The 25,749-nt window shown below is 70.8% G+C and carries 18 protein-coding genes; 10 read left to right on the plus strand and 8 right to left on the minus strand.

The genetic code is table 11. The features are described from left to right. Positions 1–132: 132 nt before the first annotated feature. On the plus strand, positions 133–2,121 hold the full coding sequence (gene htpG, locus WMF19_RS51610; RefSeq protein ID WP_437897081.1) for a molecular chaperone HtpG: 1,989 nt from the start codon (positions 133–135) through the stop codon (positions 2,119–2,121). Between the two features lie 84 nt (positions 2,122–2,205). Then, positions 2,206–3,222 carry a hypothetical protein gene (locus WMF19_RS51615; RefSeq protein WP_437326769.1) on the plus strand — a complete coding sequence of 339 codons (1,017 nt, stop codon included), beginning with the start codon at positions 2,206–2,208 and terminating at the stop codon, positions 3,220–3,222. Positions 3,223–3,282: 60 nt separating this feature from the next. Here the strand turns inward: WMF19_RS51615 and WMF19_RS51620 are convergent, their stop codons facing one another. Beyond that, positions 3,283–4,143, minus strand: a complete 861-nt coding sequence (locus WMF19_RS51620; RefSeq protein WP_272096939.1) for a tetratricopeptide repeat protein — start codon at positions 4,141–4,143, stop codon at positions 3,283–3,285. Positions 4,144–4,361: 218 nt separating this feature from the next. Between WMF19_RS51620 and efp the strand changes: the two genes are divergently transcribed. After that, positions 4,362–4,922 carry an elongation factor P gene (gene efp, locus WMF19_RS51625; RefSeq protein ID WP_437326770.1) on the plus strand — a complete coding sequence of 187 codons (561 nt, stop codon included), beginning with the start codon at positions 4,362–4,364 and terminating at the stop codon, positions 4,920–4,922. Between the two features lie 38 nt (positions 4,923–4,960). On the opposite strand, the gene WMF19_RS51630 is transcribed toward efp, so the two are convergent. Then, positions 4,961–6,913, minus strand: a complete 1,953-nt coding sequence (locus tag WMF19_RS51630) for a hypothetical protein (protein WP_437897082.1) — start codon at positions 6,911–6,913, stop codon at positions 4,961–4,963. A gap of 153 nt (positions 6,914–7,066) precedes the next feature. Between WMF19_RS51630 and WMF19_RS51635 the strand changes: the two genes are divergently transcribed. Together WMF19_RS51635 and WMF19_RS51640 are read left to right on the plus strand one after the other, a co-directional pair. Next, positions 7,067–7,261: a DUF5522 domain-containing protein gene (locus WMF19_RS51635; RefSeq protein WP_272096942.1), complete on the plus strand. Its 195-nt coding sequence runs from the start codon at positions 7,067–7,069 to the stop codon at positions 7,259–7,261. A gap of 245 nt (positions 7,262–7,506) precedes the next feature. After that, positions 7,507–9,687, plus strand: coding sequence for a VWA domain-containing protein (locus WMF19_RS51640; protein ID WP_437897083.1), 2,181 nt, complete (start codon positions 7,507–7,509; stop codon positions 9,685–9,687). Between the two features lie 85 nt (positions 9,688–9,772). On the opposite strand, the gene WMF19_RS51645 is transcribed toward WMF19_RS51640, so the two are convergent. Together WMF19_RS51645 and WMF19_RS51650 are read right to left on the minus strand one after the other, a co-directional pair. After that, positions 9,773–10,963 carry a glycosyltransferase gene (locus tag WMF19_RS51645; protein WP_437897084.1) on the minus strand — a complete coding sequence of 397 codons (1,191 nt, stop codon included), beginning with the start codon at positions 10,961–10,963 and terminating at the stop codon, positions 9,773–9,775. A 200-nt stretch (positions 10,964–11,163) separates the two neighbouring features. Then, positions 11,164–12,306, minus strand: coding sequence for an acyl-CoA dehydrogenase family protein (locus WMF19_RS51650; protein ID WP_437897085.1), 1,143 nt, complete (start codon positions 12,304–12,306; stop codon positions 11,164–11,166). Positions 12,307–12,422: 116 nt separating this feature from the next. Here WMF19_RS51650 and WMF19_RS51655 point away from each other — a divergent pair, with 116 nt between their 5' ends. Next, positions 12,423–12,602: a hypothetical protein gene (locus WMF19_RS51655; RefSeq protein WP_272096946.1), complete on the plus strand. Its 180-nt coding sequence runs from the start codon at positions 12,423–12,425 to the stop codon at positions 12,600–12,602. On the opposite strand, the gene WMF19_RS51660 is transcribed toward WMF19_RS51655, so the two are convergent. Beyond that, positions 12,570–16,034, minus strand: coding sequence for a hypothetical protein (locus WMF19_RS51660; protein WP_437897086.1), 3,465 nt, complete (start codon positions 16,032–16,034; stop codon positions 12,570–12,572). The two genes, WMF19_RS51655 and WMF19_RS51660, sit on opposite strands and share 33 nt — an antisense overlap. 133 nt (positions 16,035–16,167) lie before the next feature. Between WMF19_RS51660 and WMF19_RS51665 the strand changes: the two genes are divergently transcribed. Both WMF19_RS51665 and WMF19_RS51670 read left to right on the plus strand, forming a co-directional pair. Further along, complete coding sequence (locus WMF19_RS51665) at positions 16,168–16,566, plus strand: hypothetical protein (protein ID WP_437897087.1); 399 nt, start codon at positions 16,168–16,170, stop codon at positions 16,564–16,566. Between the two features lie 197 nt (positions 16,567–16,763). Then, positions 16,764–19,850 carry a fibronectin type III domain-containing protein gene (locus WMF19_RS51670; protein WP_437897088.1) on the plus strand — a complete coding sequence of 1,029 codons (3,087 nt, stop codon included), beginning with the start codon at positions 16,764–16,766 and terminating at the stop codon, positions 19,848–19,850. Between the two features lie 184 nt (positions 19,851–20,034). Here the strand turns inward: WMF19_RS51670 and WMF19_RS51675 are convergent, their stop codons facing one another. The 3 genes from WMF19_RS51675 to WMF19_RS51685 form a co-directional block, all read right to left on the minus strand. Beyond that, a complete protein-coding gene (locus WMF19_RS51675) occupies positions 20,035–20,883 on the minus strand; it encodes a class I SAM-dependent methyltransferase (protein WP_437897089.1) in 849 nt (282 codons plus the stop codon). A 181-nt stretch (positions 20,884–21,064) separates the two neighbouring features. Beyond that, a complete protein-coding gene (locus WMF19_RS51680) occupies positions 21,065–22,075 on the minus strand; it encodes a S1 family peptidase (RefSeq protein ID WP_437897090.1) in 1,011 nt (336 codons plus the stop codon). A 68-nt stretch (positions 22,076–22,143) separates the two neighbouring features. After that, a complete protein-coding gene (locus WMF19_RS51685; RefSeq protein ID WP_437897091.1) occupies positions 22,144–22,809 on the minus strand; it encodes a hypothetical protein in 666 nt (221 codons plus the stop codon). Positions 22,810–23,307: 498 nt separating this feature from the next. Here WMF19_RS51685 and WMF19_RS51690 point away from each other — a divergent pair, with 498 nt between their 5' ends. Together WMF19_RS51690 and WMF19_RS51695 are read left to right on the plus strand one after the other, a co-directional pair. Next, on the plus strand, positions 23,308–24,459 hold the full coding sequence (locus WMF19_RS51690; protein WP_437901774.1) for an AraC family transcriptional regulator ligand-binding domain-containing protein: 1,152 nt from the start codon (positions 23,308–23,310) through the stop codon (positions 24,457–24,459). 698 nt (positions 24,460–25,157) lie between these two features. After that, positions 25,158–25,643 carry a hypothetical protein gene (locus WMF19_RS51695; protein WP_437897092.1) on the plus strand — a complete coding sequence of 162 codons (486 nt, stop codon included), beginning with the start codon at positions 25,158–25,160 and terminating at the stop codon, positions 25,641–25,643. Positions 25,644–25,749: the final 106 nt, after the last annotated feature.

The following is a 25,749-nucleotide window of genomic DNA, read 5'->3' on the forward strand; positions in this document are numbered from 1 at the left end:
GGCCCGGAGCCGGCCGCGGAGCGCGCTCGGAGCGAGGCGACACACCGCGGCGCGTTCTGGGGGCGCTCCGCGGCGCCCCGCGGTGCGCCGGGGGATTGCCCTTTCGAAAATCGGATCCATTTGGTCGCCGACATGAACACGGAAAGCCCGAACCCCGAAACCAGCGGTTCCACGCCCTCTGCCGAGCCTTCGGGTGCGGCTCCGGGCCCGGAGACGCCCGCGTCGACCCCGTCCGAGGAGGCCAAGGCCGCCGGCGCGGTCGAGCTTCCCTTCCAGGCCGAGGTGCAGCAGGTCCTCGCGCTGGTCATCAACTCGCTCTACGCAAACCAGGAGGTCTTCCTCCGCGAGCTCATCTCGAACGCGTCCGACGCGCTCGACAAGGCCCGCTTCCTGGCCCTCACGCGCGAAGGGGTCGCAGAACAAGCCGGCGAGCCCGCGATCCTCATCACGCTCGACGACGCCGCCCGGACCCTCACCATCGAGGACAACGGCATCGGCATGACCCGGGACGAGGTGGTGCAGAACCTCGGCACCATCGCCCGCTCGGGGTCGCTGGAGTTCCTGAAGGCCAACGCCGAGGCCGCCAAGCAGAAGAAAGACGGCGGCAAGCTCCAGCTCATCGGCCAGTTCGGCGTCGGCTTCTACGCCGCGTTCATGGTCGCCTCACGCGTCGACGTGCAGACCCGCTCGATGCTGCCGGGCGCGGAGCCCGTCCTGTGGCGCTCGTCCGGCGCGGGCTCGTTCACCGTGGCCTCCGGCGATCGCGAGCACCCCGGCACGAAGATCGTCCTCCACCTCAAGGAGGACGCGCGCGAGTACACGAAGGTGTGGCGGATCAAGGAGATCATCCGCAAGTACTCGGATTTCGTTCATTTCCCCATCAAGGTGAACGACGAGGTCGCGAACCGCTCGGCCGCGCTCTGGACGCTGCCCAAGTCGCAGATCACCGAGGAGCAGCACGCGGAGTTCTTCCGGCACGTGACCGGCGGCTACGAGGGGGAGAAGCCGCTGCTCACCGTGCACCTGTCGATCGACGCGCCCGTGCAGTTCCACGCCCTGCTCTACGTGCCCGAGAAGGCGCCGGCGGACATGTTCCACAAGGACCGCCGGGGCGTGCGCCTCTACGCGAAGCGGGTCCTCATCGTCGAGGACTGCGACAAGCTGACGCCGATGTACCTGCGCTTCCTGCGCGGCGTCGTCGACTCCGAGGACCTCTCGCTCAACGTCTCGCGCGAGATGCTCCAGGAGAACCGCACGCTCTCCCAGATCGAGCAGCAGATCGTCAAGCAGGTGCTCAAATCGCTCAAGGACCTCTCCGAGTCGGATCCCGAGCGCTATGCGGCTTTCTGGAAGGAGTTCGGCCGGGTCATCAAGGAGGGGGCCACGAGCGACTGGAAGAACAAGGACGCGATCGCCGAGCTGTGCCGCTTCGAGTCGATGAACACGGAGGCCGGCAAGCTCATCTCGCTCCGCGACTACGTGGCGAAGATGCCGGAGGCGCAGAAGGAGATCTATTACGTGACGGGGCTCGGCCGCCACGCGGTCGAGCAGAGCCCGCACCTCGAGGCGTTCCGGAAGCGCGGCTACGACGTGCTGTTCCTCGTGGATCCGGTCGACGAGTGGTTCGTGAAGGCGCTGAACGAGTTCGACAAGCGCCGCCTCAAGAGCGTGATGCACGGCGACGTCGATCTCGGCGCCGAGCCGGAGAAGAAGGACGAGCCGGAGGAGTCGGTGGACGCGGCCGTGGCGGCGGTCAAGGCGGCGCTGGGCGACCGGGTGAAGGACGTGCGCGTCTCGCGGCGCCTGACGGACAGCGCGAGCTGCCTCGTCGCCGCCGAGGGGGATCCAGGGGCGAACCTCGAGCGGATCATGAAGCTCATCGACCAGAACGCCGAGGAGTCCAAGCGGATCCTGGAGCTCAACCCCGGTCACCCGGTGGTGAAGAACCTCAACATCCTGGCGGGGCGCGAGCCCGGCTCGGAGCGGGTGAAGCAGTGGTCCGAGCTCCTCCTCGACCAGGCCCTCCTCGTCGAGGGCGTGGTGCAGGAGCCGGCGAAGCTCGTCCGGCGCATCCAGGACCTGCTCGCGCAAGTGAGCAGCGCGGCCGTCAGCCAAAGCTGAGCAGCGGATGCCCGCCGCTCTGCGGCGTTTCGGTTTCTTGGCCGGGGTCGGGCGTCGGTGTTAGGCGCGGGACGAGGTCGCCAGATGTCCCGATTCGCATCACCGGCGCTCGGCCGCCGGGCCTTTCTCCGAGCGCTCGGCGTGGCGGGCGGCGCCTTGGCCGCGCCGGGGCTCTTTGCGCCGGCGCTCGCCAGGGCGGCCTCCAGGGTGAGGGCCGTCGAGGCGTCGGACATCGGCGTGACGCTCAAGATCGAGCTGTCGAACGCGCCGTTTCCCTGCGACGGGGCTCCTTACCAGGACGCCACGGCGATGGTCTTCGTGCCGGCGCATTACCGCGCGCCGGAGAGCGATGAACTCGACCTCGTGATCCACTTCCACGGCCACGTCACGACCGCGGAGCGGGCCATCGCGGCGCACAAGCTCCGCGAGCAGCTCCACGAGAGCAAGCAGAACGCGGTGCTCGTGGTGCCGCAGTGCGCGGTGAACGCGGCGGAGTCGCCCCCGGGCAAGCTGGGGCAGAAGGGCGGCCTCCGGCGGCTGTGCGGCGAGCTCGCGTCGGTGCTCGCGGCCCCCTCGGCGCGGCGGGCGCTCGGCGATTGCGCCATCCCGCGGCAGGCGAGGCTCGGGACGCTCTGCCTGTCGGCGCACTCGGGCGGATACCGCGTCGCGGCCGCGTGCCTGCGCCACGGCGGCTGCGAGGTGAACGAGGTGTACCTGTTCGACGCGCTGTACGGCGAGGTCGACGCGTTCCGCGACTGGGTGCTCGAGCGGAAGGGCCGATCGGGGCGGGACAGGCACAAGCTCATCAGCCACTTCGTCGCGGGCGACGTGCGGCGGCTCAACCTCGAGCTCGCGCGCGCGCTCGAGGCCCAGGGCGTCGCCTGCCTTCACGAGCGGCGCCCGGGCGAGCTTACGCGCAAGCAGCTCCTGGACGGCCGCGCCATCTTCATCCAGGTCCCGCTCGCGCACAGCGCGGTGACCTTCGAGCAGAACGCGTTCCGCGACTGCCTGTTCGCGTCAGGCCTCCGCCGGCAGCTCCGATCCAGCTGGTTCGAGAAGAAGGATGAGCCGCGCCGGATCGACGTGCGGCGCGGGTCCTGACGTCGTCCCCCCCGCGCGGCGCCGTGCGGGGGGAGCGCCGGCCGGCCGTGGCGGCGCGCGTCAGTGCCGGAGCGAGACGTCGGCCAGCGCGAGGCGCGCGTCGTTGATGTACGCGCTGTCCGGGAAGCGGCGGATGAACGACCGCAAGGTCGTCTTCGCGTCGTTCCAGGCCTGGATGTCGAGGAGGCACTCGGCGAGGAGGAAGGTCGCGTCATCCATGACCTCCCGATCGGGCGACGCCTCGGAGAGCGTCATGAGCAGCGGAATCGCGTCGCGCTGCCGGTTCAGCCTGCGGTAGGCGCGCGCCAGGTTGAGGCGGGCCGACGGGGTGTGCGACGCCGTCTCCTTCTGCCGGATGGCGTCCTCGAAGGCGACCGCGGCCTCGTGCCAGCGGCCCGTCCGCATGTGATCGAGGCCCGTCTGGTACGATTTGATCGAGAGCTCCGAGCGCGCCTTGTCGACCGAGTCCGAGAAGAACGCGAGCTCGGCCCGGGTGAGCGGCGCCTTGCGCAGCGCCTCGAAGCCCTCGATCACCTCCTGTCGCCGCTCGGCACGGATGAGCTCGTAGAACGCCGCGGCGTCGCTCTCGGCCTTGGCGCGCGCGTCGCTCCGCTGCTGCATCTCCTTGAGATCGGCCTCGTGCTTCGCGATGCGGTCGCGCGCGCCCTTGGTCTCGGCCTGGACGGCGTCCACGCGTGCGTCCCAGGCGAGCTTGACCACGCCGATCACCACGATCACGAAGAGCAGGTTCGCGCTCGCGCTGTTCCAGAAGGCGCGCCGCTCGTACGCCATCTGGCGCTTGGAGATGCTCTTCAGATCCGCTGCGAGGGCGTTCGTGAGGTTGTTCGTCTTGATGATGAGCCCACGGGATTCCACGATCTCACGCTTGATCTCCCTGAGCTCGTCGTCGAAGTCGTGCATTTTCAGGTCCTGAAACCGTGCCCTGTGCAGGAGGTCGTGCTCGTGCTAAGGGGGCCGCGAACGCGGACCCCCGACCTGTAGACGGAGGCCGCGTTCGCGGACCCCCGACCCGTGGAAGGGGCCGCGGACGCGGACCCCCGAGCCGCGCCAGGGGGCCGCGGACGCGGATCCCCGGCCTCGCCGACAGGCCGCCCTTACGCTACCAGGAAGCTCTCCCCATGGACACAAGCGACATCCGAAAAGGCCTCAAGTTTATGGTCGACGGCCAGCCCTACTCGGTCATCGACTTCCAGTTCGTCAAGCCGGGAAAGGGGCAGGCGTTCACCCGCGTCAAGATCCGGAACATGGCGACGGGCGCGGTGCTCGAGCGCACGTACAAATCGGGCGAGAAGCTGGAGCCGGCGGACGTGGAGGAGCGCAGCCTCCAGTACATCTATCCGGAAGGCACCGACTTCGTGTTCATGGACCCGGCGACCGGCGAGCAGCTCACGGTCCCCGGCGACAAGATCGGCGATGACTCCAAGTGGCTGAGCGACGGGATGTCGATCGACGTGACCCTGTTCAACGGATTGCCGATCGGCGTCAGCATGCCCCCGCACGTGGTGCTCCAGATCGTGAGCAGCGAGCCGGGCGTCAAGGGCGACACGGCGAGCGGCGCCACCAAGCCCGCCACGGTGTCGACCGGCGCGACCGTCAACGTCCCGCTCTTCGTGAAGGAGGGCGAGTGGATCAAGATCGACACGACCGACGGCAAGTACCTGGAGCGCGTCAACAAGTGAGCCCCGGCTGACCTCCGGGGTCCGAGGGACGACGGAGGTCACTTCGCCTCGAAGATCACCGCGGCCGCGCCGGCGACGCACGCGACGCGGGCTCCTCCGTTGGCCGGCGCGCACGCCGTCGCCTGCGCGAGGTCGCCGCCCGTCCAGAGGCGCGCGGCGCCGCCCGCGGTCGCCACGAGGAGCCCGCCGGCGGCCGGGACCGCCAGCGTGGCGCCGTCCGGCGACCGCGCCGCGCCCTGAGGCGCGGGCGTGGTGAGCGGGAACGACAGCGCGGACGAGGCCGGCGCGGCGGCCCGCAGGTCGATCGAGATCAGCGCGGCGCCGAGGGCGATGTCGAAGCCGCGCTCCGACGCGGCGAGCGGGACGAAGGGCAGGCGCTCGGTCCCGGCGCAGCGCTCGGGCGCGGCCGCGCCGGGCCGGGCGCGAGGCCCCTGGCCGCGGAGCAGCGGGAGCGGGACCTCCATCTCGCCGACGGCATCGGGCGAGCTGCGGAAGAGCCCGAGCAAGGTGGGCGCGTCGCAGCGCCGCTCGACGGCGACGAGCTCCGCGGGCCCGGCGTGGACGGCGGCGGGCCAGGGAGGGATGTCCGTCGCGGACTCGGTCGACGTGGCGGGGTCGACGCGGACGACGCCCTGCGCGGTGCGGACCAGCAGGGCGCCGCTCGCCTCGAACGCGAGCGGGCCGAAGGTGCCGGTCCTTGTCGGCTGCGGGGCAGCGGCCGTGCGGTACACGGCGGCGGCGGTCGCCGGCGGCGCGAGCTTCGCGAGGAGCTTGCCGTCGTCCTTGGTGCGCGCCTCGGCGCCGCCGCGGTCGAGCGCCGCGATGGCCGCGATCGGCGCGCCCCGCGTGGACGCCGCGACCGCCTCGGCGTGGTCGATGGCGGCCGCGAGCCCCCGCTCGCCGCAGCGCACAGGGCCGGCGCCCGTCCAGACGAGGGCCTCGCCGGCGCGCGCGGCGTCGCGGCCGGCGGTCGCTCCGGCGCCGCTTTCGGCGTCGGCGCAGAGGGCGGCGTGGAGCCGGCGCAGCCGCTGGGCGGAGGCGGCCACGGCCGGCGCGGTCGACTTGGCGCGCGCGTCCCGGAGCAGGGAGGCAGCGAGGGCGCGCAGCGCCTCGCCGGGCTGGGCCGCGTCGCGCGAGAGGCCGGCGGGGCGATCCAGGAAGACGAGCGGGGCGCGGACCTCGGACGCGGCGCCCGCCGGGGCAGGGAAGGGGCGCAGGGCGCCGGAGAGGCCAACCGAGACGATGAGGTCGTCGCGGCCGTCCGCGTCGCGGTCGGCGACCTCGAGGGAGGCGGAGAGCGCTTCCTCCGCGGGCGGCGCGCGGAGGCGGAGCTCCAGGGCGAGCTCCGGCGGCGCGCCCGCGCCCGCGGCGGGCCCGGGGAGGCGGATCACGGCGATCCAGCGCGTGGCGCCCGCGCCCGCGGCGCCGCGGTGAGCGCCGCCGCACTGCGGGGCGAAATCGAAGGCGAGCGCGGAGGGGCCGATCTGGCTGAGGCCGACGCGCGGGGTGCACCCCTGCGCGTCGAGATCGCCGGGGAGCGCGGCGAGCGTGCGCAGCGCCTGCGGCCGCGCGGCGGGCGCAAGCAGGAGCTCGCCGCGCAGGCCGTCGGGCGACCGGGCCCAGGCGACGAGATCGCGCGCGCCGTCCCCGTCGACGTCGAGGAGGAGCCCGGTCTCGAACGTGCGCCCGGTCGGCGCCGCGACCACGGCGCCGCCCTCGAGGGGCCATTGCTTGCCGCCTTCCGGCGCCGGGACGCTCGGCACCACCGCGAACCGAGGCGCGGCGGCGTCCGGAGCGCCGGCGTCGGCCTCGGGGCCGGCGCTCGCCGCGCCAGGGCCGACGCCGCTCAGCGGGGGCGGCGAGCCGGAGGGCGTGGCCGAGCCGAGCGTGTAAGGCGTGTAGGGCCTGGAGCTCGGGCAGCCATCGCAGCCGGCGGCGGCGAGGAGCGGGAGCAGGGCGCGGAGGAGCTTCGAGCAGGATCGATCGGGCATCGCGGGCGGACCCGCCGGTGCACCGGTGTGCGGCGGGCGGCGCAGGCGTAGCACGGGCGGCGGGCGGGCGTCGTGGAGCCGGCGCGCCCCATCCAACCGCCCGCGCGCCGGATGGCGCGGGTGCGCCTTTCGGAGTAGCTTGATCGAGGGTCGATGAGCGGGCCGAAGCCTCCCAGGGCCGTCGAAGGCGAAGACTATTACCTCGAGGGAGGCCGGGTAGTTTTTACAGAGGCGTATCACCTGAAACGGGGATACTGCTGTAACTCCAAGTGCCGCCACTGCCCTTACCGGGAGAAGGCGCCGGCAGACGCGATCTCCGTCGTGCTGCCTCGGCTGAAGCTCCCCTGACGCCGGCGCAGCGGTCGAGCATCCGCGGCGGCTCGCGGCGAGCGGCGCCATGCAACGCGCCGCTGTGACGGTATCGCAGAAGCTGCTGCGCACGCGCGCGTGCCGACGTTTCGCGGGGACCTGTGGGCGGCAATCCGTCTGCGGTTGATGACGTGCGGAGAGCCCCGGCGCACCATGGAATGTCGGTTGATCCGGATTGCGTGGAGCGTCTAGGATTTCGCGCCCACATTCGCGCAGGAGCTCCTATGCGTCGCAGTCTTCGCCCTCTGCTCTGCTGCCTCTTGCTCTCCGTGCCGATCGGCTGCGACGCCACGTCGACGAACAGACCGCCGTCAGGCGACAAACCGGCGGAGCTGCCGGCCGCGGACGCGGATGGCGATGGGATCAGCGACGCGGTTGAAGGGCGCGCCGATGCGGTCGACACGGATCGCGACGGCCAGCCCGATTTCGAGGACACCGACTCCGACAACGATGGGTTGTCCGACAAGCTCGAGGGCGCTCCTTTCCCAGGGGAGGCGAAGCCGCGTGACAGCGACGGCGACGGGGTGCCTGATTATCGGGACGAGGACTCCGACAACAACGGTCTGCCCGACGAGGAGGACGGCGACGGCGACCGTGACGGCGATGGAACCGCCGATTATGCGGATCCCGACGATGACGGCGACGGCCTCTTGGATGTGGTCGAGCTCGGCTCGGACCCGCTCGATCCGGTGAACACCGACGGCGACAGGTGGCCTGATTTCCGCGACAGGGACTCCGACGACGACGGTATCCTGGATCGGTTCGAGCGCGAGTTCGACGTCGACGGCGACAGGATACCGGCGTTCCGGGATCTCGACTCGGACGGGGATTGCCGGCCCGATTCGGTCGAGCGAGGCGACGGCGCGCCCGAGCAGCCGCCCGTCGACAGCGACATGGACGGCGGGGGCGACTTCCTCGATCTGGACAGCGACAACGACGGCCTGCTCGACGAGCTCGAGGACGTCGACTGCGACGGCGTGCTCGACCCGGGCGAGTCCAGCACCGCGCGCGAGGACACGGACGATGACGGCGTGAGCGACCTCATCGAGCAGGCCGCAGGCACGAACCCGAACGACGATCTGGACAACCCGCGGGCGAACGGCGACTTCGTGTTCATCGTGCCTTACCAGGGCGACCCGGATCCGGCGCAGGACACGCTGGATTTCTCGACCAACATCTCGCAGGCCGACGTGGTGTTCGCGATGGACACCACCGCGACCATGGGCGGCCAGATCAACAATCTGAAGGGCGCGCTCCAGGAGATGATCGATCAGCTCGCCGAGGAGATCCCGAACATCGGCATCGGGGTCACGCAGTACAAGGACTTCCCGATCAACTCCTATGGGGGCCCCAACGATCAGCCGTTCTACCTGGAGCACCGGGTGATGAGCGTCCGCACGCCGGCAGGGCGCGAGTCCGTGCAGGACGCGGTGGACGACCTCAAGGCCGAGGCCGGCGGCGATATCCCGGAGAGCGGCTGGGAGGCTCTCTATCAGATCGCGACCGGGGCGGGCACGAACGAGGGCGGCGCCCACGTGCCCATGTTCAATCCGCTGAACGCTCCGCCGGGCATGATCCCGGCGGGCGAGGCGGTCGGGACCATCGGTGGCGTGGGCTTCCGCTTCGGCTCGCTGCCCATCGTGGTGATGATCACCGACACCCCGAGCCACAACGGGACGTTCGTACAGAACAACTACTCCACGGCCAAGGTGGTGTCGCCGACCCATTCGCAGGCGCTGCAGGCGGTGACCCGCGTGGGAGGCCGCGTCCTCGGCATGGTGGCCGCCAGCTCGGCTCAGGCGCAAGCCGATGCGGAAGCCGACCTGACGGCCGGCGCGGTGGCGACGGGCTCGGTGGTCCCGCCGGCGGCGTGGGGACCGGAGGGCGTGCGCCCGCCGCGGTGCGCGGTGGAACAGTGCTGCATCGGCGAGAACGGGAGCGGCGTGACGATGGCGAACGGCAAGTGCCCGCTCGTGTTCCGGGTCGCCAGCAGCGGCGCCGGGCTGAACCTGGCCGTCGTGCAGGCGATCAAGGTGCTCACGACCTATGTCACGCTCGACATCTCGGCGGCGGCGGTGGCGGACGAGACCGACGCGGTCGACGCCGCGAGCGCGTTCATCGACAAGATCATCGCGAACAACGACGCTCCCGAGCCCTGCACCGCCGGCCTCAGGGTCATCGACAAGAACGTCGATGGCGTCGCGGACACCTATACCAACGTGTTCCCCGGGCCCACGGTCTGCTTCGACGTGATTCCGAAGACCAACGTCTCGGTGCCTCCGACGACCGAGCCGCAGGTGTTCACGGCGAACATCGTCGTCACCGGGGACGGCGTGACAACGCTCAGCACCCGCAAGGTCTTCTTCCTCGTCCCGCCGGAGATCCCGGTGCCCCCCATCGATTGATGAGCGACCGGCGCTCGGTTCACCTCTGAACCGGCGCTCCTCGCCGTTCCAGCGCCCGGAGAGCGGCCCGGGATCCTCTCCCCCGCTACCTGGCGGGCGATCGCAAGGAAGACGGCTCGTCCGCGGCCACCAGCGCCGTCCCGGACCCGATGTAGAACGCGTTGCCTCGCCAGGCGACCCGCCGGTTCGAATACGCGTTCAGCCAGCAGAAGAACCAGCACAGCGTCCGGAGCGGCTCCACCGCCACCAGCGCCAGGTTGGAGCGCGTCGGGCGCAGCATCTTCAAGGCCAGGAAGGTCCCCAGGCTCTGCAGCGTCCAGGCGAACAGCCACATCTCCAGCGCGAGGCCCGTCGGGTTGAGCAGCAACGTGAGCCACGCGACGAGCAGCGGCGAGTTGAGCGGCTCCGCCGCGAAGCAGCGCGGAACGAGCGTGCGCCGCATCTTCGCCCAGCGGGTGTGCCGATCCAGCATGCGCGTGAGAGAGCCGCTCGTGTTGCGGTTCTCGATCGGATCCAGGCAGAGATCGACAACGAACCCGCACGCGCTGAAGCGCTGTCCGAGCATGTCGTCCTCCGCCAGCACGTGGGCCACGCTCTCGAACCCTCCCACCCGCGCGAGATCGACCCGCCGCATCGCCATCGATTTGCCCACGCTGATCGACCGCCCCGCGAGCTCGGCGGCGGCGACGACCCCGGGCGCGATGAACGCCCCGAGCTGCGCGTTCTCGACCACCGCGCCGAGCGTCCGCTCCCCCGTGCCCACGACGACGCTCGAGACGAGCCCCACGCCCGGCCGCATCAAGACCGACAGCAGCGATCGGAGGTAGTCTGGACGGACACACACGTTCGCGTCCGAGATGACGAGCACGCTGCCCTCGGCTCTGCGCTCGAGCTCGAGGAGCTGGGCCACCTTCGGGTTCAACGCCTCGTTCGGATCCGTCAGGCAGAGCCGCGCCTTCACCTCGGGGTGCGCCGCGATGAAGGCCTGGATCACCGGCACCGCCCGGTCTTCTCGCGAGGCGACGCCGAAGACGATCTCGTAACAGGGGTAATCGAGGCGGGCGAAGGATTCGAGGTTGTCGGCGAGCCCGTCGTCGACGCCCGCGACGGGCTTGAGGATGCTGACGAACGGGGTCGCCCCGGGCGGCCGCCACGCGTCGACCGGCGCCACGAGCCGGTGCCGCGCGATCCTCCAGAGGAAGGAGGTTTGGATCGTCGCGTAGATGATGGATGACAGCGCCGTCGGCGCGACCGTCGCCAGATCTCCCCAATCCATGGATGGCCATGCTGATCGAAACGCGTGGCGTCTCGATGGCCGGACCGCAAACCCAGCGCTGACTTTTCGCGACCGAGGCGTGACAGGCCCTCACGGCCACGACACACGGTGATGGCCGGTACGAACTCGGGTTGCGCAGGATCCGTCGCCGACGCACGCGCGCCGGGGCGACGCGGGCGCATCGGGGCGACCGGGCAGCGTCAGCTGATGCGGCCGATCAGCTCGCGCGTGATGTTCTTCTGATGCGACTCGAGCGTGCCGCCGCCGATCTCGAGCAGCTTGGCGTCACGGAAGAAGCGCTCCACCTTGTACTCGGTGCAGTAGCCCCAGCCGCCGAGCACCTGCATGGCGTTGTCGGCCACCTCCTTGCCCACCGGCGCGGCGAAGAGCTTTGCCGCGTCCGTCCCGAGCCGGTTCCTCCGCTCGGGGCTGACGTTGCGCGCCACCGCGTAGATGAGGGCGCGCGCCGCCTCGGTCTTGGCGTAGCTCTCCGCGATGTAGCGCTGGATCTGCCCGTGCTCGGCGATGGGCTTGCCGAAGCTCTTCCGCTCTCCGGCGTACTGGATCATGATCTCCAGACAGCGGTCCGCGATACCCAGGCTCATGGCCGCGAGCGTGAGGCGCTCCAGCTCCAGGTTCCTCATCATGTTGCGGATGCCGCCCCCCTCCTGGCCCAGGACGTTCCAGGCGGGCACGACGCAGTCGTCGAAGAGGAGCTCGCTCATCGTGCTCCCCCGCATTCCCATCTTCGGGGTCTTCTCGTCGGTCGAGAACCCGGGGAACCCCCGCTCCACAACGAAGGTCGTGACCCGGCCCTCGATGGTCGCATAGACCAGGAAGATCTGGGCCTCCGGGGCGTTCGTGATGAGCGCTTTGCGCCCCTTCAGGATGTACCGATCCCCGTCGCGCCGGGCGAACGTCTTCATGCCGAGGACGTCTGTCCCGCTCGTCGGCTCGGTCATGCCCATCGCGCCGATCCACTCGCCGGAGAGCACCTTCGGCAGGTACCGCGCGCGCTGCTCGTCATTGCCGGCGTGGAAGAGGTTGTTCACGAACAACATCGCGTGGGCGAGATACGCGAGCGTGAACCCCGGATCGCTCTTCGCGAGCTCGTGGTGCACGATCACCGCGGCGACCGCGTCCATGCCCGCGCCCCCGTACTCCGAGGGCACGGTCACGCCGAGCAGGCCGAGCTCGCCGAGCCGCCGCATCAGGGGGACGTTCAGGGTGGCGCTCCGGTCGTGCTCGTCGGCCTGCGGCTCGACGACATCACGGGCGAAATCCCGCACCATCTGCCGCAGCATTCGGTGCTCTTCCGTCGGGTTTTCCAGATCGCTTTCCATTGCGGAGGATGACGCGCTCATCGCGGCCCAACGTAGCACGCGGGGCCGCGCGTCAGCGATGGGATGGCACGCCATTCGCCTCGTTGCTGGATGGACCCTCATCGAAAGGGGCACGAATGAGAAGCTGGACCGATGTGGTGCTCTGGAGCGTGGTGCTTGTCTCGCTGCTGACCTGGCTGCTCGCCGTGTTCGGTGTGCTGGCCGTGCACCCGTGGACCCCCGCGCTCCTCGTGATCTCCGCCGCCTTCGCCGTGACCGGGATGCTACGGCAGATGCCCGGGCGGCCGCGGCTCTGAGCCGGCGGGAGCGGCCGGGGCGTCCGACTCCGACGGCGACGGCGCGTCCGTCGCTGTCACCGCGGGCGAGGGCCCGTCCTGGCAGCACCGGACGCCGGTCGAGTAATCGAGGTAGCTCCTCGGGTGGACGGTGACGAGGGCCTCGCAGCCTGCGCGCGTCGAGCGCGAGTAGAAGCCGCCGGCGAACGCTCCGCCCGGCTCGCTCACCCACTCATCGAGGTTGCCCACGAGGTCGTAGACCGCGTCGCTGCCCCAGCGGCTCCTGCACCGCGGGCTCCCGCCCGTCTCCCGGAGCAGCGGCTCCCGGGCGCTGCGCACGCGGTTCAGCCGGGGATCCAGGTGGCCAATCGACGCGTTGCCGTGCAGCAGAGCGGCGGGGTGCGCCGGCCTGTAGACATTGCACGCGCCCTCCTCGAACGTGTCGCCGTACGGGTACAGGGTGTCGTCCTCGCCGCGGCACGCCGTGACGAACTCCTCGACCGAGCAGAGCCGCTTGCCGGCCGCAGCGCAGGCGCTCTCGGCCACGAGGCCGGTCACATAGCCGCTCGGCCGCACCCCGGACCGCGAGCGGGCCAGGGCGGCGATCGCCCGGCCGCGCTGCCAGGGGGCGAGCAGGGGCAGGGGGAAGGCGCGCGCGTGGACGTCGCCGATCCGCCGGAGGCCGGTCGACCAGTCGGCGAGGGTGAGCTCGAGCAGGTTCGGGGTCGACGGGTAGTCGGGCGAGAGCGCCTGTCCGGTGGCGCCGTCGACGAGCATCGCCTCGAAGCGATCGACGCAGAAGCGGCCGCCGTCGACGGCCACCATGTCCGCCGGGCACGCGGGCGCGCCCAGCGGCGCGGGGGCGGGCGTGTCCGCGGGCGCTCCCGCCGCCGGGCGCACCGCCGCGCTCGCGGGTAGCGCGGGGCGCGCGACGCCCGCCTCGGCCTGCGCGTCGAGGCCGCTCACCGCGCTCCCGAACCACCGCAGGCTGCCGTCGGAGGCCCAGACGGCGTCACCCACCACGCAGGCGCCGGGCGCGGCGAGCTCCGGGACGGTCACGAAGGCCCCGGGCGCGGGGGCAGGGACGGCGCGCCGCGCGGGCTGCCCGTCGACACAGAGCGCGCCGGTGTCGTCTGTCGGCCACGGCTGCGACGCGAGCTCCGCGCCGTCGTCGTCAAGCCAGACCACGTGGCGCTTGGCCGCGTCGCTGAGCAGCGCGCCGCCGTCGGGCAGGGCGACGAGCCGCACCGCGAGATCGCCCTCGACGACCGGCAGCGAGGTCGCGCGCGCCGCGCCGGGCCGGCCGAGCGCGTCGATCGACAGCGCCACGACCTTGCGCGGATCCGCGGCGCTCACGCCGGCGACGATGGCTCCGCCGCCGCGGCGCTCGCACGCGTCGAACCCCGCGCGCACCGGCGACGCGAGGGCGAGCGCGGGCGGCGCGCGGCCTGCCGCGGCGGGCGCGGGCGCGGCGGGCGGGGGCGCGCCGGGGGTGAGCGCGCCCAGCGCGGTGAGCGCGGTGAGCGCGCCCGAGGCGTCGATCCCGGTGATCTGGAGCCTGTCGCCGAGCACCTCGAGGAAGAGCCCGCGCTCGCGACCGCCGACGAGCGCCGTGCTGTCCTCGTGCGCGCGCCCCCGCAGCGCGGGCACCACGACGGGCTCGGGCAGGAGCCGCACCACATCGGTCCTCGCGAGCCACCAGGACGCCCCGATGCGCGCGGCGCGCCGCCTGTCGGTGGGGCGCTCCGGCTCGCCCAGCGGCGTGCCCGGCGCGCCGAGCGGCGTGCCCGGCGCGTCGCCGGCCGCCGCGGCGCCGAGGCCCTCCGGCGCAGCCGCCGCGGCGACCTGCCCGCGCGCGTCGAGCCGGTGGAGCTGCCCCGCGGCGAAGGCGAGCCCCTCGCCGTCCGTCGCGAGCGCGCCCCACGCGATGCGCGCGCGCCGCGCCGGGAACGGATCCGGCTCGCGGCGCGGCTGCCCGTCGGCGCGCGAGGCCGAGAAGAGCCCGCCGGCGATCGTCTGGAAGTACGCGCGATCTCCCGCCCACGCGGCGAGCCCGGGATCGTACCGCGGCTGCCCCGCGGCGCGCCGGGCGCCGCTCGCGGCGATGCGCTCGAGCGCGCCGATCTCGGCCGGCGTGACCGGGGTCGCATCCGCGAGGCGCGCCGGATCCACGGCGCAGACGGCCCTGGGCGCGGCGCCGGCGAGCAGCCGCTGGAGCGAGGGCGCGACGCGCGTCGCCTGGCAGGCCCCGTTGCGGCCGGTGACGTCGACGACCACCGCGCCTGCGCTCGTCGTCACGAGGCGTGGATCCTGGTGGCCGCGCAGCGCGCCGTACTCGAGATCCCCCTCGACCACGACGGCGCGCCGGCTCGGATCGAGCTTGCCGTCCTCGCCGAGCGAGGCGAAGGCGATCTGCGCGCTCCCGAGCCACGACGAGCTCGTCTTCTTCGAGCTCGCCGCGTAGTACAGGAGGTCGATCGCTCCCGGCCGCCCGCCTGCGTCGATCAGCCCCATGCCGTCGAGCGGCGGCCGGAAGCGCAGCCCGGTGGGGGACGACGTGGCCGCGATCCCCTCGGACGGCGAGACCCATCGGAGCCGCACCTCGACCTCCGGCAGCGGGTCCGGCCGCTTCGGCCGGGGCGCGGAGCGTGCGGTCTTCGTGGGCCGCCCCTCGCGCCCGCGATGCTCGCCGCGCTTCTTCTTCCGAGTTGCCTTGCCGCTCGCGCTGGAGGTCTTTCCCGGCTGCTTCGGCTTCGACGCCGTCGCCTTGCGGACGGGGGCCTTGCGCGAGGGCTTCGCGTCGGCGGAGCGCTCGCGCGCGGCGCGCTGCGCCGGCGTCGTGGAGCTGTCGCGCGGCGCGATCTCGGCGAGCTCGACCAGCGCGACGCGCTCGCCCACCGCGGCCATGGCGTGCGCGCGGATCGGGGCGCACGTGCGCGACGCGGCCGAGGTCTCGCCGGGGAGGATGGCCGTCACGCAGAGCTCGCCGCCCTGCGAGGTGAGCAGCGTGGTGGTCCCGTCGGGGGAGGAGCGGGCGCCGGCGAGGTCCTCGTCGAGGAGCAGGTGCGGCGGTCCGAGCTCGCCCGTGGCAGCGTCGAGGCGCCTGACCCAGCCGGCGCGATCCGACGACAGCTTGGAGAGGAACAGCACCGAGCGTCGGTCGAGCGACGGCTCGATCGTGAACGGGAGCGGCTGTGCTGTCGCCGCGCCGAGAGGCGTGCGGCCGGGGGGCGCCACGCTGGCGAGGGCGGTCGCGGCGGCGCCGGTCGAGGGCGCGCTCTCCGAGGCGGGGGCCTGGGCCGGGCCGATGCCGGGCGCGTGCGCCGCGGTGCCGGTCTGTGCGGGCGCGTCCCGCAGGGAGCCGCCGGAGCACGCGCCCGCGCCGCAAGCGAGCGGCACGAGCAGGGCAGGGATCAGGGACCGGGGGGAGAGGGGGGATCGGGGACGACGCATCCTTCGCTCGCGCTCGGGCTCCTTGTTCGCGTGGCTGCTCGGCGCGGCGGCCGAGCCTAGCGCGGGCACCCGCCGCACGCTCGCGGCTGGTCGGGAAATGGCAGAGGGACGCCTAGAGGGGCGAGGTGCACCGATGGCAGATCGCGATCCGCGATTGTGGGCCTGCGGCTGGACCGTGGGTCAGGAACACCTGGATCCTAAGCCGCGAGAGCCGACGGAGCTCTCGATACGCCTGGGAGAGCTCCTCTCGAAACCCATCGAGGTCAAGGTGACCGGTGATCCGTACAGCTCGCCTCGCAGTGCGCTCGAGCAAGGCGGGGTCGACGGGCGACATGAACGCCTTGCGAGCGACCTGATCACCCTGGGCTCCATCGCGACGCCGGGGCTCGCGGCCCTGCAGGCTGGCAGTGGTGTGAAGGCGGCTCCTTTGATGTGTAAATTAATCGTTGATATGATGTCGCCGTTCCAGGAGGCAGCAGATTGCATAAGCAATCATCAGTTATCTGAAGCAGGCGTGATGATTTGGCCTTGACATTATCAAATTGTTTTGCTTTTTATTTTTCGAAACGGTGCTCCTTCGTTTGCGTCGTTTCCAGATCCAATTTGCTTCATCCTTCACGAGGTCAAGTGGCAATGCGTCAGCATCTTACCCGCGTGCATCTCTGGCTCCCGCTTTTCTGCCTGCCCGCCTGCGTCTCTTTCGATTCGCCCGACTCCGTCGAGGCGACCGTGTCGCAGCAAGCGGCCCTCACTGGCACGGATCTGACCCCGACGTCCACGGCCGACGTCAGCGACATGCGGGGAAATCCCCCGGGTGTCGAGGGCATCGACAAGGTTCATGACGGCGACATCTATACCAAGCTCTTCATGCCCCACCGCACGGAGTGGATCCAGTACCGGATGCAGGCTCCGTCGATCATCGTTTCGTACGACATCACCTCGGCCAACGACGCCCCGAACCGCGATCCGCGCGACTGGACCTTCGAGGGCTCTTACGACGGCCTGACCTGGCACGTGCTCGACACGAGAACGAACGAGTCCTTCACCTCGCGGCATCAGACCCGGCCCTTCACTTTCTCGAACTCGAATGCGTACCTCTACTATCGCTTGAACGTCACTCAGAACCGCGGCGACGGCGAAGCGCACGGCGACGAGCTGCAGCTTGCCGAGCTGCGCGTCGGCGGCTCGGTGGCGGCGGGCACCATGCCAGGCACTCCGGCGCTCGGCGCGCCGAGCGTGGACTCCAACGCCGTCACGCTGACCTGGACGCCCGCCGCGAACGCCACCGGTTACTACGTCCAGCGCGTGAACGACGACGGCAGCGGCACCACGGAGTTCTTCACGAGCTCTACCAGCTACACCGACACGAACCTGGCTCCCGGCACGAGCTATCTCTACCAGGTGCAGGCGGTCAACGGCGCGCTGCGCGGGTTCCCGTCCGAGGTCTCCGCGCGCGCCACGACCGCTGGAGTCGCCGCTCTACAGGACATCACCGCGCTCTCCTCGTCCGAGCCTGTCGAGCAGTACCCTGGAAACCATACGCCCGAAGAGGATGTCACGAAGGTCACGGACAACAATCCGTTCTCGAAGTACTTGGAGCCGAGCTCCAGCACCTGGATCCGGCTCGAGACGCCGAGCTCCGTGGTCCGAAGCTACAGTCTGACGTCCGCCAACGATGCTCCGGACCGCGATCCGAAGGGCTGGACGCTCGAAGGTTCGAACGATGGCACGAGCTGGACCGTGCTCGACACGCGAAGCAACCAGTCGTTCACGAACCGCCACAGCACGCGCACGTACTCCTGCAACCCCGAGCGCCTGGAGTTCAGCCGCTATCGCCTGCACATCCTGGCCAACCACGGCTCCCCTGACACGCAGCTCGCGGAGTGGCGGCTCTTCGGCACGAGCAGCGCCTCGCTCGCCGCGCCGGCCGCGCCGAGCAATCTGAACGCGCAGGTCCTGTCGGACAATCAGATCCGCCTCACCTGGACGGACAACGCCGGGCAGCTCAACCCCGAAACGTCGTACCGCGTGGAGCGAGCCACGAACTCGAGCTTCACCTCCGGTCTCGTGGTCGGGACCACCGGCGCCGGCAGCGCCGAATTCCGCGCCACGGCGCTGGCGCCGAACCAGACCTACTATTTTCGCGTGAGCGCGGTGAATGCGGCGGGCAGCTCGATCGCGGCCGGACCCGTGAGCGCGACCACCACCGACGACACACTGCCGACGTCGTTCGTGGAAGGCGGCTGGTTCGGCGGCCACAACCGCACGGTAACCCTCACCTACTCGGACGCGCACATCGCCACGTACTTCGACGAGTACGTCCCGAACCCGTCCGGCGTCACCTGGGTGAACCCGATCATCAGCGAAGCCTGGGCGTACGTGAAGGACACCTACGGCAGCTTGGTCACCCCGAGACTTTACTTGATCGGAAACCAGGACAACGTTCCGGGTGAGATCCCCGGCCTGGCCTACAACGCCGGGGGGAACGTGTACGCCTCGGACGACCCCTATCAAAACATGATCTTCACCGTGAGCAGCGACTGGTCGGTGCCGGACTACGACTGGGTCCTGAGGTCGCTGATCCACGAGATGGGGCACATCGTCGAGAGCAACAACAACGGCACCGCGGGCTCGCCCGGCTATAGCGCCTGGGGTGACAGCAGGTGGGTCGAGATCTTCGCTTACGACGTGTTCCTGCACCTGACCACGCTCTCCCCGAACCTCGCGTCGGCGATCTACGACGAGAACGTGCCCCATACCGACGCATTCGGCAATCACTGGTTCCGCGACTGGTACTATCCGCTCTATACTGGCCAGTTCGGCAACACGGACGCGGACCACAAGGGCAGCCGGTTCCTGGCCAGGTTCTTCCAGCTCCTCGCCGAGCACCTGCCCACGATCAACAGCACGTACGGCAAGCGCCCGCTCAACGTCGGCGAGTTCATCCACTTCTGCGCGGGCGCCGCGGGGGTGGATCTCGAGGACGAGGCCCGGCTCGCCTTCCGCTGGACCCCGCAGCTCGAGCTCGAGTTCGCCAGGGCGCAGACGGAGTTCCCCGGCGTCTCGGCGCTCTACCTCGGCAATCGCGCGCCCGGCTTCACGCGCGATCCGATCGCGCGGAGCGCGACGCTCAATGTGGCGCTGTCCGGGCAGACGCTCGCGGGGACGGCTGCCGATCCGGACCTCGGCGATACGCTGACGTTCTCCAAGCAGAGCGGCGCGAGCTGGCTCACGGTGGCGAGCGACGGCACGCTGAGCGGCACGCCCCCCTCCGCCGGGCTGAGTACGGCCGTCGTGCGGGTCACGGATCAGGATGGCCTCTTCGATACGGCCGAGCTCGTCTTCGACGTGACGGGCGGAACCTGCACTCCGGAGAGCGACGCGCAGCTGTGCGCGCGGCTCGGCGCCAGCTGCGGCAGCGTGAACGACGTCGACAACTGCGGCGCGCCGCGCACCGTGAGCTCGTGCGGTAGCTGCACGGCTCCCGAGACCTGCGGCGGCGGCGGCACTCCGAACGTGTGCGGCGGCTCCGGCGGCAGCGCTCCTTGCAGCGGCCTTTGCTCGAGCCCGGTCGTGTTCTCGACCCAGAGCTACCAGTCGGGCAACCTCGGCACTGCGGCCACCTGCCACGAGACCCTCGCGAGCCTGCAAGGGCTCAACTGCGGCAACTTCGCCGCGGGGCGGACCTTCCGCATCAACAACGTGCTCGTGACCTGCAACGGCGCCAACGTCACTTTGCCGGCCACGCGAAACGGCGGCTACTGCATGCAGGCCAGCGCCGGTAACGAGCCCTGGGCGTATTTCGCGACGTTCTGAGCTTCTGCGCGTAGGTAACGGAAGCCGGTTCGCTGCGCGATGAAGTGTGGCGCGGCGAACCGGAGGGGCGGGAGCGCGAGCGTCATGGCGGCTCGTTCATGGGAACGTGGGCAGGTAGGGCGCTGCCTCCCGGCTCCGGAAGTGGAGCGCGGTCGCTGTCGGGCCGCGTCGCGCGCTCTCCGCTTCAGGAAAGGCGATCCGCCGTCACGATGCGCAGATGATTCGCCACCTTCGTCGCGCGGCCGACGTCGGGAGACAGCGCGGCGCCGATGCCGTGGACGTCCTCGTCCGCGGTGACGCCGAAGCCGTGCCTGGCGAGGAGCGCGCGCATCGCGTCGGCGGTGAACGCGGAGCGCAGCGGCTCCCCGAGCCGGCGCACGAGCAGGCCGACCACGCGGAGCATGAGCGCGGGGCTGTGATAGAGGATGACGAGGCGGCTGCCCGCGGCCGATCGCTGCGCGAGGGCGGCGAGCGTCGCCTCGACGTCAGCCGGGGTCAGGTACATGACCACGCCCTCCCAGATCCAGGTGGTCGGGCGCGCGGGATCGTGGCCCGCCTTCGCGAGCGCGCCGTCGAGGGCGTCGCGCTCGAAGTCGACGGGTACCCAGCGGATGTCCCGCGCGCACGGGGAGAGCGCCCCGACGCGCGAGCGCTTGTCGCGCTGCGAGTCCGGGTGATCGACCTCGAAGACGACGACGTCGCGCAGCTCGGGCATGCGCCACGCGCGGCCGTCGAGGCCGGCGCCGAGGATGACGAGCTGCGGTGACGTGGCCCCTCGGATGGCGTCGTCGATCGCGACCGTGCGCGCGACCATCACCTTCGACTGGCGCTCGAGGTACAAGCGGCCGAGGCGCCCGCGTAGCCCCTTCGGCGCGACGCCTGCACGGAAGCGCTCGACGCGGGCTCGCGCCTCTTCGGGCAGGAGCGCCATCGCGGTCGGATCGGAGAACCGCGTCACCGTCGTCGCGCCGTGCGCCGCTGCACGTCCCATGCACACGAGCTCCGCGGTCCGGCTTGCGCGCCCAGGTTTCATGCGCGGAACGATAACGGCGCATCCATCACCCGCCAACCCTGCGGATAGGTGCGCATTCGCTCTTTCGAGCAACCATGGGGCTCTCCGCAACGCTGGCGAACCTCACGCCAGTCGCCGACCTCCCCCGCGAACCCGAGCTGCACCCCCTGATCGCGCTGGTCATAGAAAGCCCAACTACATCTCACCGGCGTGCCCTGGATCGTCGCACGAGCATCGCGATGGCGCCCGCCATCAAGGCGACGTTCGCTCCGACGCCTCTCTGGTGGTCCATGGAGCGCCCGGTGCGGCCAACGGCGCACCCGCCCGGCGGGGCTCCCTCGAGGCCCGCCGCCGGCGCTTCGCCGTCGCCCGTTACGGGCGCCTCTCCGTCGGCGTTCTCCGCTATCCAGCGGCCGTATGCGGGCGCGAGCGTATAGATCCCGCCGTCTCCGCACTCGGCGCCGGCGGGCGAGCCGAGCGCCCGGACGCTGATGCCGAGCAGGTGCGGCTCTCCAGCGATCATCAGGCACGCAGGCCCGCCCGAATCACCAGGGCAGCTGTCCGGCGACCCGGGCGCGCCGGCCGAGAACTCGGTCGCGTTCCGCTGCTGGAAGGGCGTCTCGCCGACGTACAGCGCGCCGGAGGGCTCGCCAGGCTCGCCCCGGGCGCCGTAGCCGGCGATCACGACCTGTGCGCCTTCGTCCAGCAGGTCGTCCAGCGCCTCGGGCGGGACCAGCGGAACCGGGGGCATCGTCTGCACGGGGGTCTCCAGCAGCAAGAGCGCGATGTCCTCCGCCCGGGCGAGTTCCCTCGCGCCGATCGTGCCAGGCGCCGGGAAGCCCTGGTGCCGGACGACCTTTCGGATACGGAAGGTCTGCTCGGGCGGCGCGTCCGTCACGTCGAGCGCGCCCGCCGCCACCCGCAGGTTCGCTGGCCCGAGCTCGGCAAGGAGCTCCCCGGTGACCTCGTCCTGGAGCACGACGCAGTGGGCCGCGGTGACAACGCAGCTCGGTGAGATGAGGACGCCCGAGCACTCCTGGACACCCTCGCTGTCCAGCACGGCGACCGCGCCGAAGAGGGCGTCTGGGGTCGCCGGTCTCCCGTCCTTGATCGCGAAAGACTGCTCCTCCACGGGGTCGCCGGGCAGGACGTCCGAGCACCCCCCGAGGCCGCCGAGGGCCGCGCAGGCGAGAGCGACGAGGCGTGAGCGCATGTCACGAAGGCTCCGGGCTCACGGCGAGCCGGGCTCGGGTGCCCGGCTCGCCGCGCCCTCGGGATCGGTTACTGGCACTCCTGGATGCTGGAGCAGGACGCCTTCGACAGGCGGATGCCGTCCACGACCGGCACCCCGGCGAAGAACGCCGAACACTTCGCGGCCGCCCAGATCCCGATCGTGTTGAACTGGTAGCAACTCCAGTTGTCCGAGAAGGAGACGCTGGCGCGGCAGCAGTACGTCGACGCCCTCTGGGACGAGTCGCCGGACTCGACGACCTTCTCCGCGACCGAGAGCCAGCTCGCGCGCAGCTCCGTGAGCCTTGCGTCGAGGGTCCCGTCCGCGTGCTGGCGCTCCATCTCGAACAGGACGGGATCGTAGGACTGGAAGAAGAGCTCGATCGCGTCCGACCCGACAGCGAGCAGGTCTCCGGAAGAGGCACCCTCCTGGAGGAGCTCGATCAAGTTCTGGATCGGGCTCTGCTGCCGCATGGCCTGCGCTTTGGACCAGGCCTCGGCCCATTCGGCCGAGAGCGTCCCGGAGGCCTGCCGCGCCTCCAGCTCGGCGCCGATGTTCTCCACCGTCCGCAGCAAGAGGTCGGGCGTGACGGCCGAAGTCGCCTCGGCCTGCGGCGCGGGCGCGTCGACCTCCGTCTCCGTGGCGTCGCCCGAGCCGCAAGCTGCGGAGAGCGTCGCGATCAGCATGGACAGGGCAAGAGCAAGCTTCTTCTTCATTCGGATCTCCTCGAAGGGTTCGTGATTGCAGCGCCGCCCGGCGCCATCGCCGCGGTGCGCTCGGCGCGCCGGGGCGTCCGCGCGATTCCACACGGCTCCGCCGAGCGCTCAGCAGGCAACAGGCGCCGCTCGCCGCCGGACTGCTGCGGTGAACGGACCTATCCAGGCATCCTGCTCGCGGCGAGCGTTTTCGGCCGAGACGGTGCTACGACAAGCTGTAGCACGCGCTCGCGAGGGCTCGAGTTCCACTTCGCGACAGGCGATGTACAGAATGCGTCATCGTGTTGCGATATCGCAAAATTGCACCCACGCTGCTTCGATCTCGCGCTCCCTTCCTGGAGCGGAGGCCGCTGCCGCAACCGCAATCTGCGTCGTCGTTGCAGGCGCAGCACCCCGGGATCGCGTCGCTGGCGACGGTTTACATTTCGCGACACGCCCACATAATGAGCGATCGTGCCGGCTCAAGGTTCGGGATCCACGGAGCTCCTGCGGGCTCTGGTGACAGCGGCAGCACGAGACGGGCTCGAGGCCGAGGAGGTTCGGCGCGCGATGGCCCTCCCCAGCGGTCTTCTGGAGAAGCGGGGCGCTCGCGTATCCATCGCCATGGTCCGCCGCGTGTGGAGCGCGCTCACCGACCACCGGGCGGCTGGTCCTCTCCTGAGCCTCCGCGCTGCCCGGCAGCTCCCCCTGGGGAGCCTCGACATCCTGGATTACCTCACGGTGGCGAGCACGACCGGCGCGGAGGCGTTCGCGCACCTGACGCGGTATCTGCCGCTGCTCGCCGATGCCGGTCGCGTCTGGACCGAATCCGACGGGAAGAGCTTCCGATTCCGTCACGACGCTCCCGGCGGCGTCCCCTCGCTCTCGGAGCTGCTGCTCGGGCTGATCGTCGCGCGCTCCCGGGCGCTGTTCGGTCCGGCCCACGCGCCGCGCCGGATCCATTTCGCGCACGCGCCCCTGGCCGCGGCGAGCGCGTATGAAGAGGTCCTCGGCGTCCCGGTGCATTTCGGAGGCCGCTTTGACGAGATCGTCTTCGATCGCGCCATCGCTGAAGCGCCGATCGCCAGCCGGGATCCGCGGCTCATGAGCATCCTTGTCGTGCAGGCGGAGGAGGCGCTCTCTCTCCTCGACGTCCGCGAGCGCATCACGCATGACACCGAGTTCGTCTCTGCCTTCCGGCACGCCCTGGCGCTGGCGCTCGACGCGGGTGACCCCGGCCTGGCGCGCATCGGCGAGCGCTTCGGGATGAGCGCGCGGACGCTGCAGCGCCGCCTGGCCGCGGCGCACGTCAGCCACCGCGAGCTCTTGCAGGAGCTGCGGCTGGAGCGGGCGCGGCGGGCGCTGGGCGCCGTCCAGCCCAAGGTCGTGTCTCACGAGCTCGGCTATTCGAGCCCGAGCGCCTTCCACCGCGCGTTCAAGCGGTGGACGGGGCTGACCCCCGGCGCCGTGGCCGAGGGCGCCGCCTCGCCGCCGGCGGGACGGGGCGGCACGTCCATCTGCGACACAGGCGGGCATCGCCGCGGCACACCGTCCAACCCCACGGCTTCACGTGAAGGAACGCCTTGTCAGAACGGCGAAACGCGGCCCGCTCCACGAGAGTGCATGGTGCGCGATGACGAGACCGTGATGGCCTCGCGGCGCGGCGCGTAGGTAAAAGAAGGCGGTTTGCTGCGCGATGAAGCGTGGCGCGGCGAGCCATTATACGCGTCCTGAGCATCAAGCGGAAAGGGAACCGCGTTCGCGTTGCTTATTACGCGCTACCTCCCTGATTCCTCAATCATGAGCCGCTCGACGGACCGAAGCTTGCACGATTCATAAGATCGTGTGCAGCGCTCTTCCGTCGTGGGTCCTCTACGACGTACGCAACCCAGGCTCCCCTTCCGTCCGGGTGCAACCCAGGCTCCCGGTCTGAACCGTTCACCACGCCACCGGTCCGTGCCTGACCCAGGTTGACGCCGAGCGATCGCTACAGGTACCGTCGTCTCGTGCGGTGGGGGACGCGATTGTATCGGTGCGCCGGATGCTCGGCCCCGCGTTTTTCGCCATCGACGCACCAAAGCGGCGGGCAGCCTTCCTGCGCCCAACCGGCGCGATGGCGTGGAGGTCAGCGACCCGCCTGGTCGCGAACGCAGCGCGTGCGACGCTCACCGGTGGACCGACCTGCAGGCCGTCCACGAGCAGGAGCGCCCGATGCAGCACCTGATGTCACAAGGACGGATCCTGGGCGCGCCGAGGCTGCCGGATTGCTCGGCCTCCACAGGGGCGCGTGTGCGGTTGCGCCGGCCGGCTTCAGCGGGGTCGACAGGGATGTGGACGATCTGGCGCGTCTCTGGCGCCGGAGGTGCGTGATGCGACGATACGTCTCGTTGTTGCCGCTCGCTCTGCTGGTGTGCGTTCTCCCCGAGGACGGTGCGTCCGTTCGAAGGCAAGCGTGGCCCGAGTCGGTCGGTCCAGATGCCGGGGTGATCGAGGCCCCGTACGCAGGGGAGATCGAGGGGGTACCCGAGAGCGGGACATGGGAGGAGACCGAGCAACTCGATCGATGGTTCGCTCGTGAATCGGTGGTCGTCATCAATGGCAAGGTCGTCGACCACGAGGAGATCGCGGCGCGTCGCCGCGCCGCACGCCGCGAAGCAGCCCGAAACGACCTCGCCGGTCGGCTGTCCAGCACCATCAGCGAGCAGATCAGGGGGGTGAAGGTTCTCGCCTTCAAGATGAGGGTCTGGGTCGAGGGGGTGCGCTGCGACGACAAACGGTTCATGTCTCCGCCACCGGCGCCGGCGGGCCACTGTCCGGACGGCGTCGAGGACTGCAACGATGCTCCTCTGCGGTGACCGGCATCCTCTCGCTGGTCGCAAGGCGTGGGCCGGGCTACGGGTATGAACGTTGAATGGACGAAAGACATCCTTCTTATCTGGCGCATAGCCCGCAAGACGCACT

Origin of the sequence: Sorangium sp. So ce124 (genome assembly GCF_051525235.1) — a bacterium.
GTDB classification, from domain to species: Bacteria; Myxococcota_A; Polyangia; order Polyangiales; family Polyangiaceae; genus Sorangium; species Sorangium atrum.

What these genes read in the sequence shown, in the direction of transcription:
- htpG (WP_437897081.1), top strand. Translation starts at nt 133, where the DNA reads ATGAACACGGAAAGCCCGAACCCCGAAACCAGCGGTTCCACGCCCTCT.
- WMF19_RS51615 (WP_437326769.1), top strand. Translation starts at nt 2,206, where the DNA reads ATGTCCCGATTCGCATCACCGGCGCTCGGCCGCCGGGCCTTTCTCCGA.
- WMF19_RS51620 (WP_272096939.1), bottom strand. Translation starts at nt 4,143, where the DNA reads ATGCACGACTTCGACGACGAGCTCAGGGAGATCAAGCGTGAGATCGTG.
- efp (WP_437326770.1), top strand. Translation starts at nt 4,362, where the DNA reads ATGGACACAAGCGACATCCGAAAAGGCCTCAAGTTTATGGTCGACGGC.
- WMF19_RS51630 (WP_437897082.1), bottom strand. Translation starts at nt 6,913, where the DNA reads ATGCCCGATCGATCCTGCTCGAAGCTCCTCCGCGCCCTGCTCCCGCTC.
- WMF19_RS51635 (WP_272096942.1), top strand. Translation starts at nt 7,067, where the DNA reads ATGAGCGGGCCGAAGCCTCCCAGGGCCGTCGAAGGCGAAGACTATTAC.
- WMF19_RS51640 (WP_437897083.1), top strand. Translation starts at nt 7,507, where the DNA reads ATGCGTCGCAGTCTTCGCCCTCTGCTCTGCTGCCTCTTGCTCTCCGTG.
- WMF19_RS51645 (WP_437897084.1), bottom strand. Translation starts at nt 10,963, where the DNA reads ATGGATTGGGGAGATCTGGCGACGGTCGCGCCGACGGCGCTGTCATCC.
- WMF19_RS51650 (WP_437897085.1), bottom strand. Translation starts at nt 12,306, where the DNA reads ATGGAAAGCGATCTGGAAAACCCGACGGAAGAGCACCGAATGCTGCGG.
- WMF19_RS51655 (WP_272096946.1), top strand. Translation starts at nt 12,423, where the DNA reads ATGAGAAGCTGGACCGATGTGGTGCTCTGGAGCGTGGTGCTTGTCTCG.
- WMF19_RS51660 (WP_437897086.1), bottom strand. Translation starts at nt 16,034, where the DNA reads ATGCGTCGTCCCCGATCCCCCCTCTCCCCCCGGTCCCTGATCCCTGCC.
- WMF19_RS51665 (WP_437897087.1), top strand. Translation starts at nt 16,168, where the DNA reads ATGGCAGATCGCGATCCGCGATTGTGGGCCTGCGGCTGGACCGTGGGT.
- WMF19_RS51675 (WP_437897089.1), bottom strand. Translation starts at nt 20,883, where the DNA reads ATGAAACCTGGGCGCGCAAGCCGGACCGCGGAGCTCGTGTGCATGGGA.
- WMF19_RS51680 (WP_437897090.1), bottom strand. Translation starts at nt 22,075, where the DNA reads ATGCGCTCACGCCTCGTCGCTCTCGCCTGCGCGGCCCTCGGCGGCCTC.
- WMF19_RS51685 (WP_437897091.1), bottom strand. Translation starts at nt 22,809, where the DNA reads ATGAAGAAGAAGCTTGCTCTTGCCCTGTCCATGCTGATCGCGACGCTC.
- WMF19_RS51695 (WP_437897092.1), top strand. Translation starts at nt 25,158, where the DNA reads ATGCGACGATACGTCTCGTTGTTGCCGCTCGCTCTGCTGGTGTGCGTT.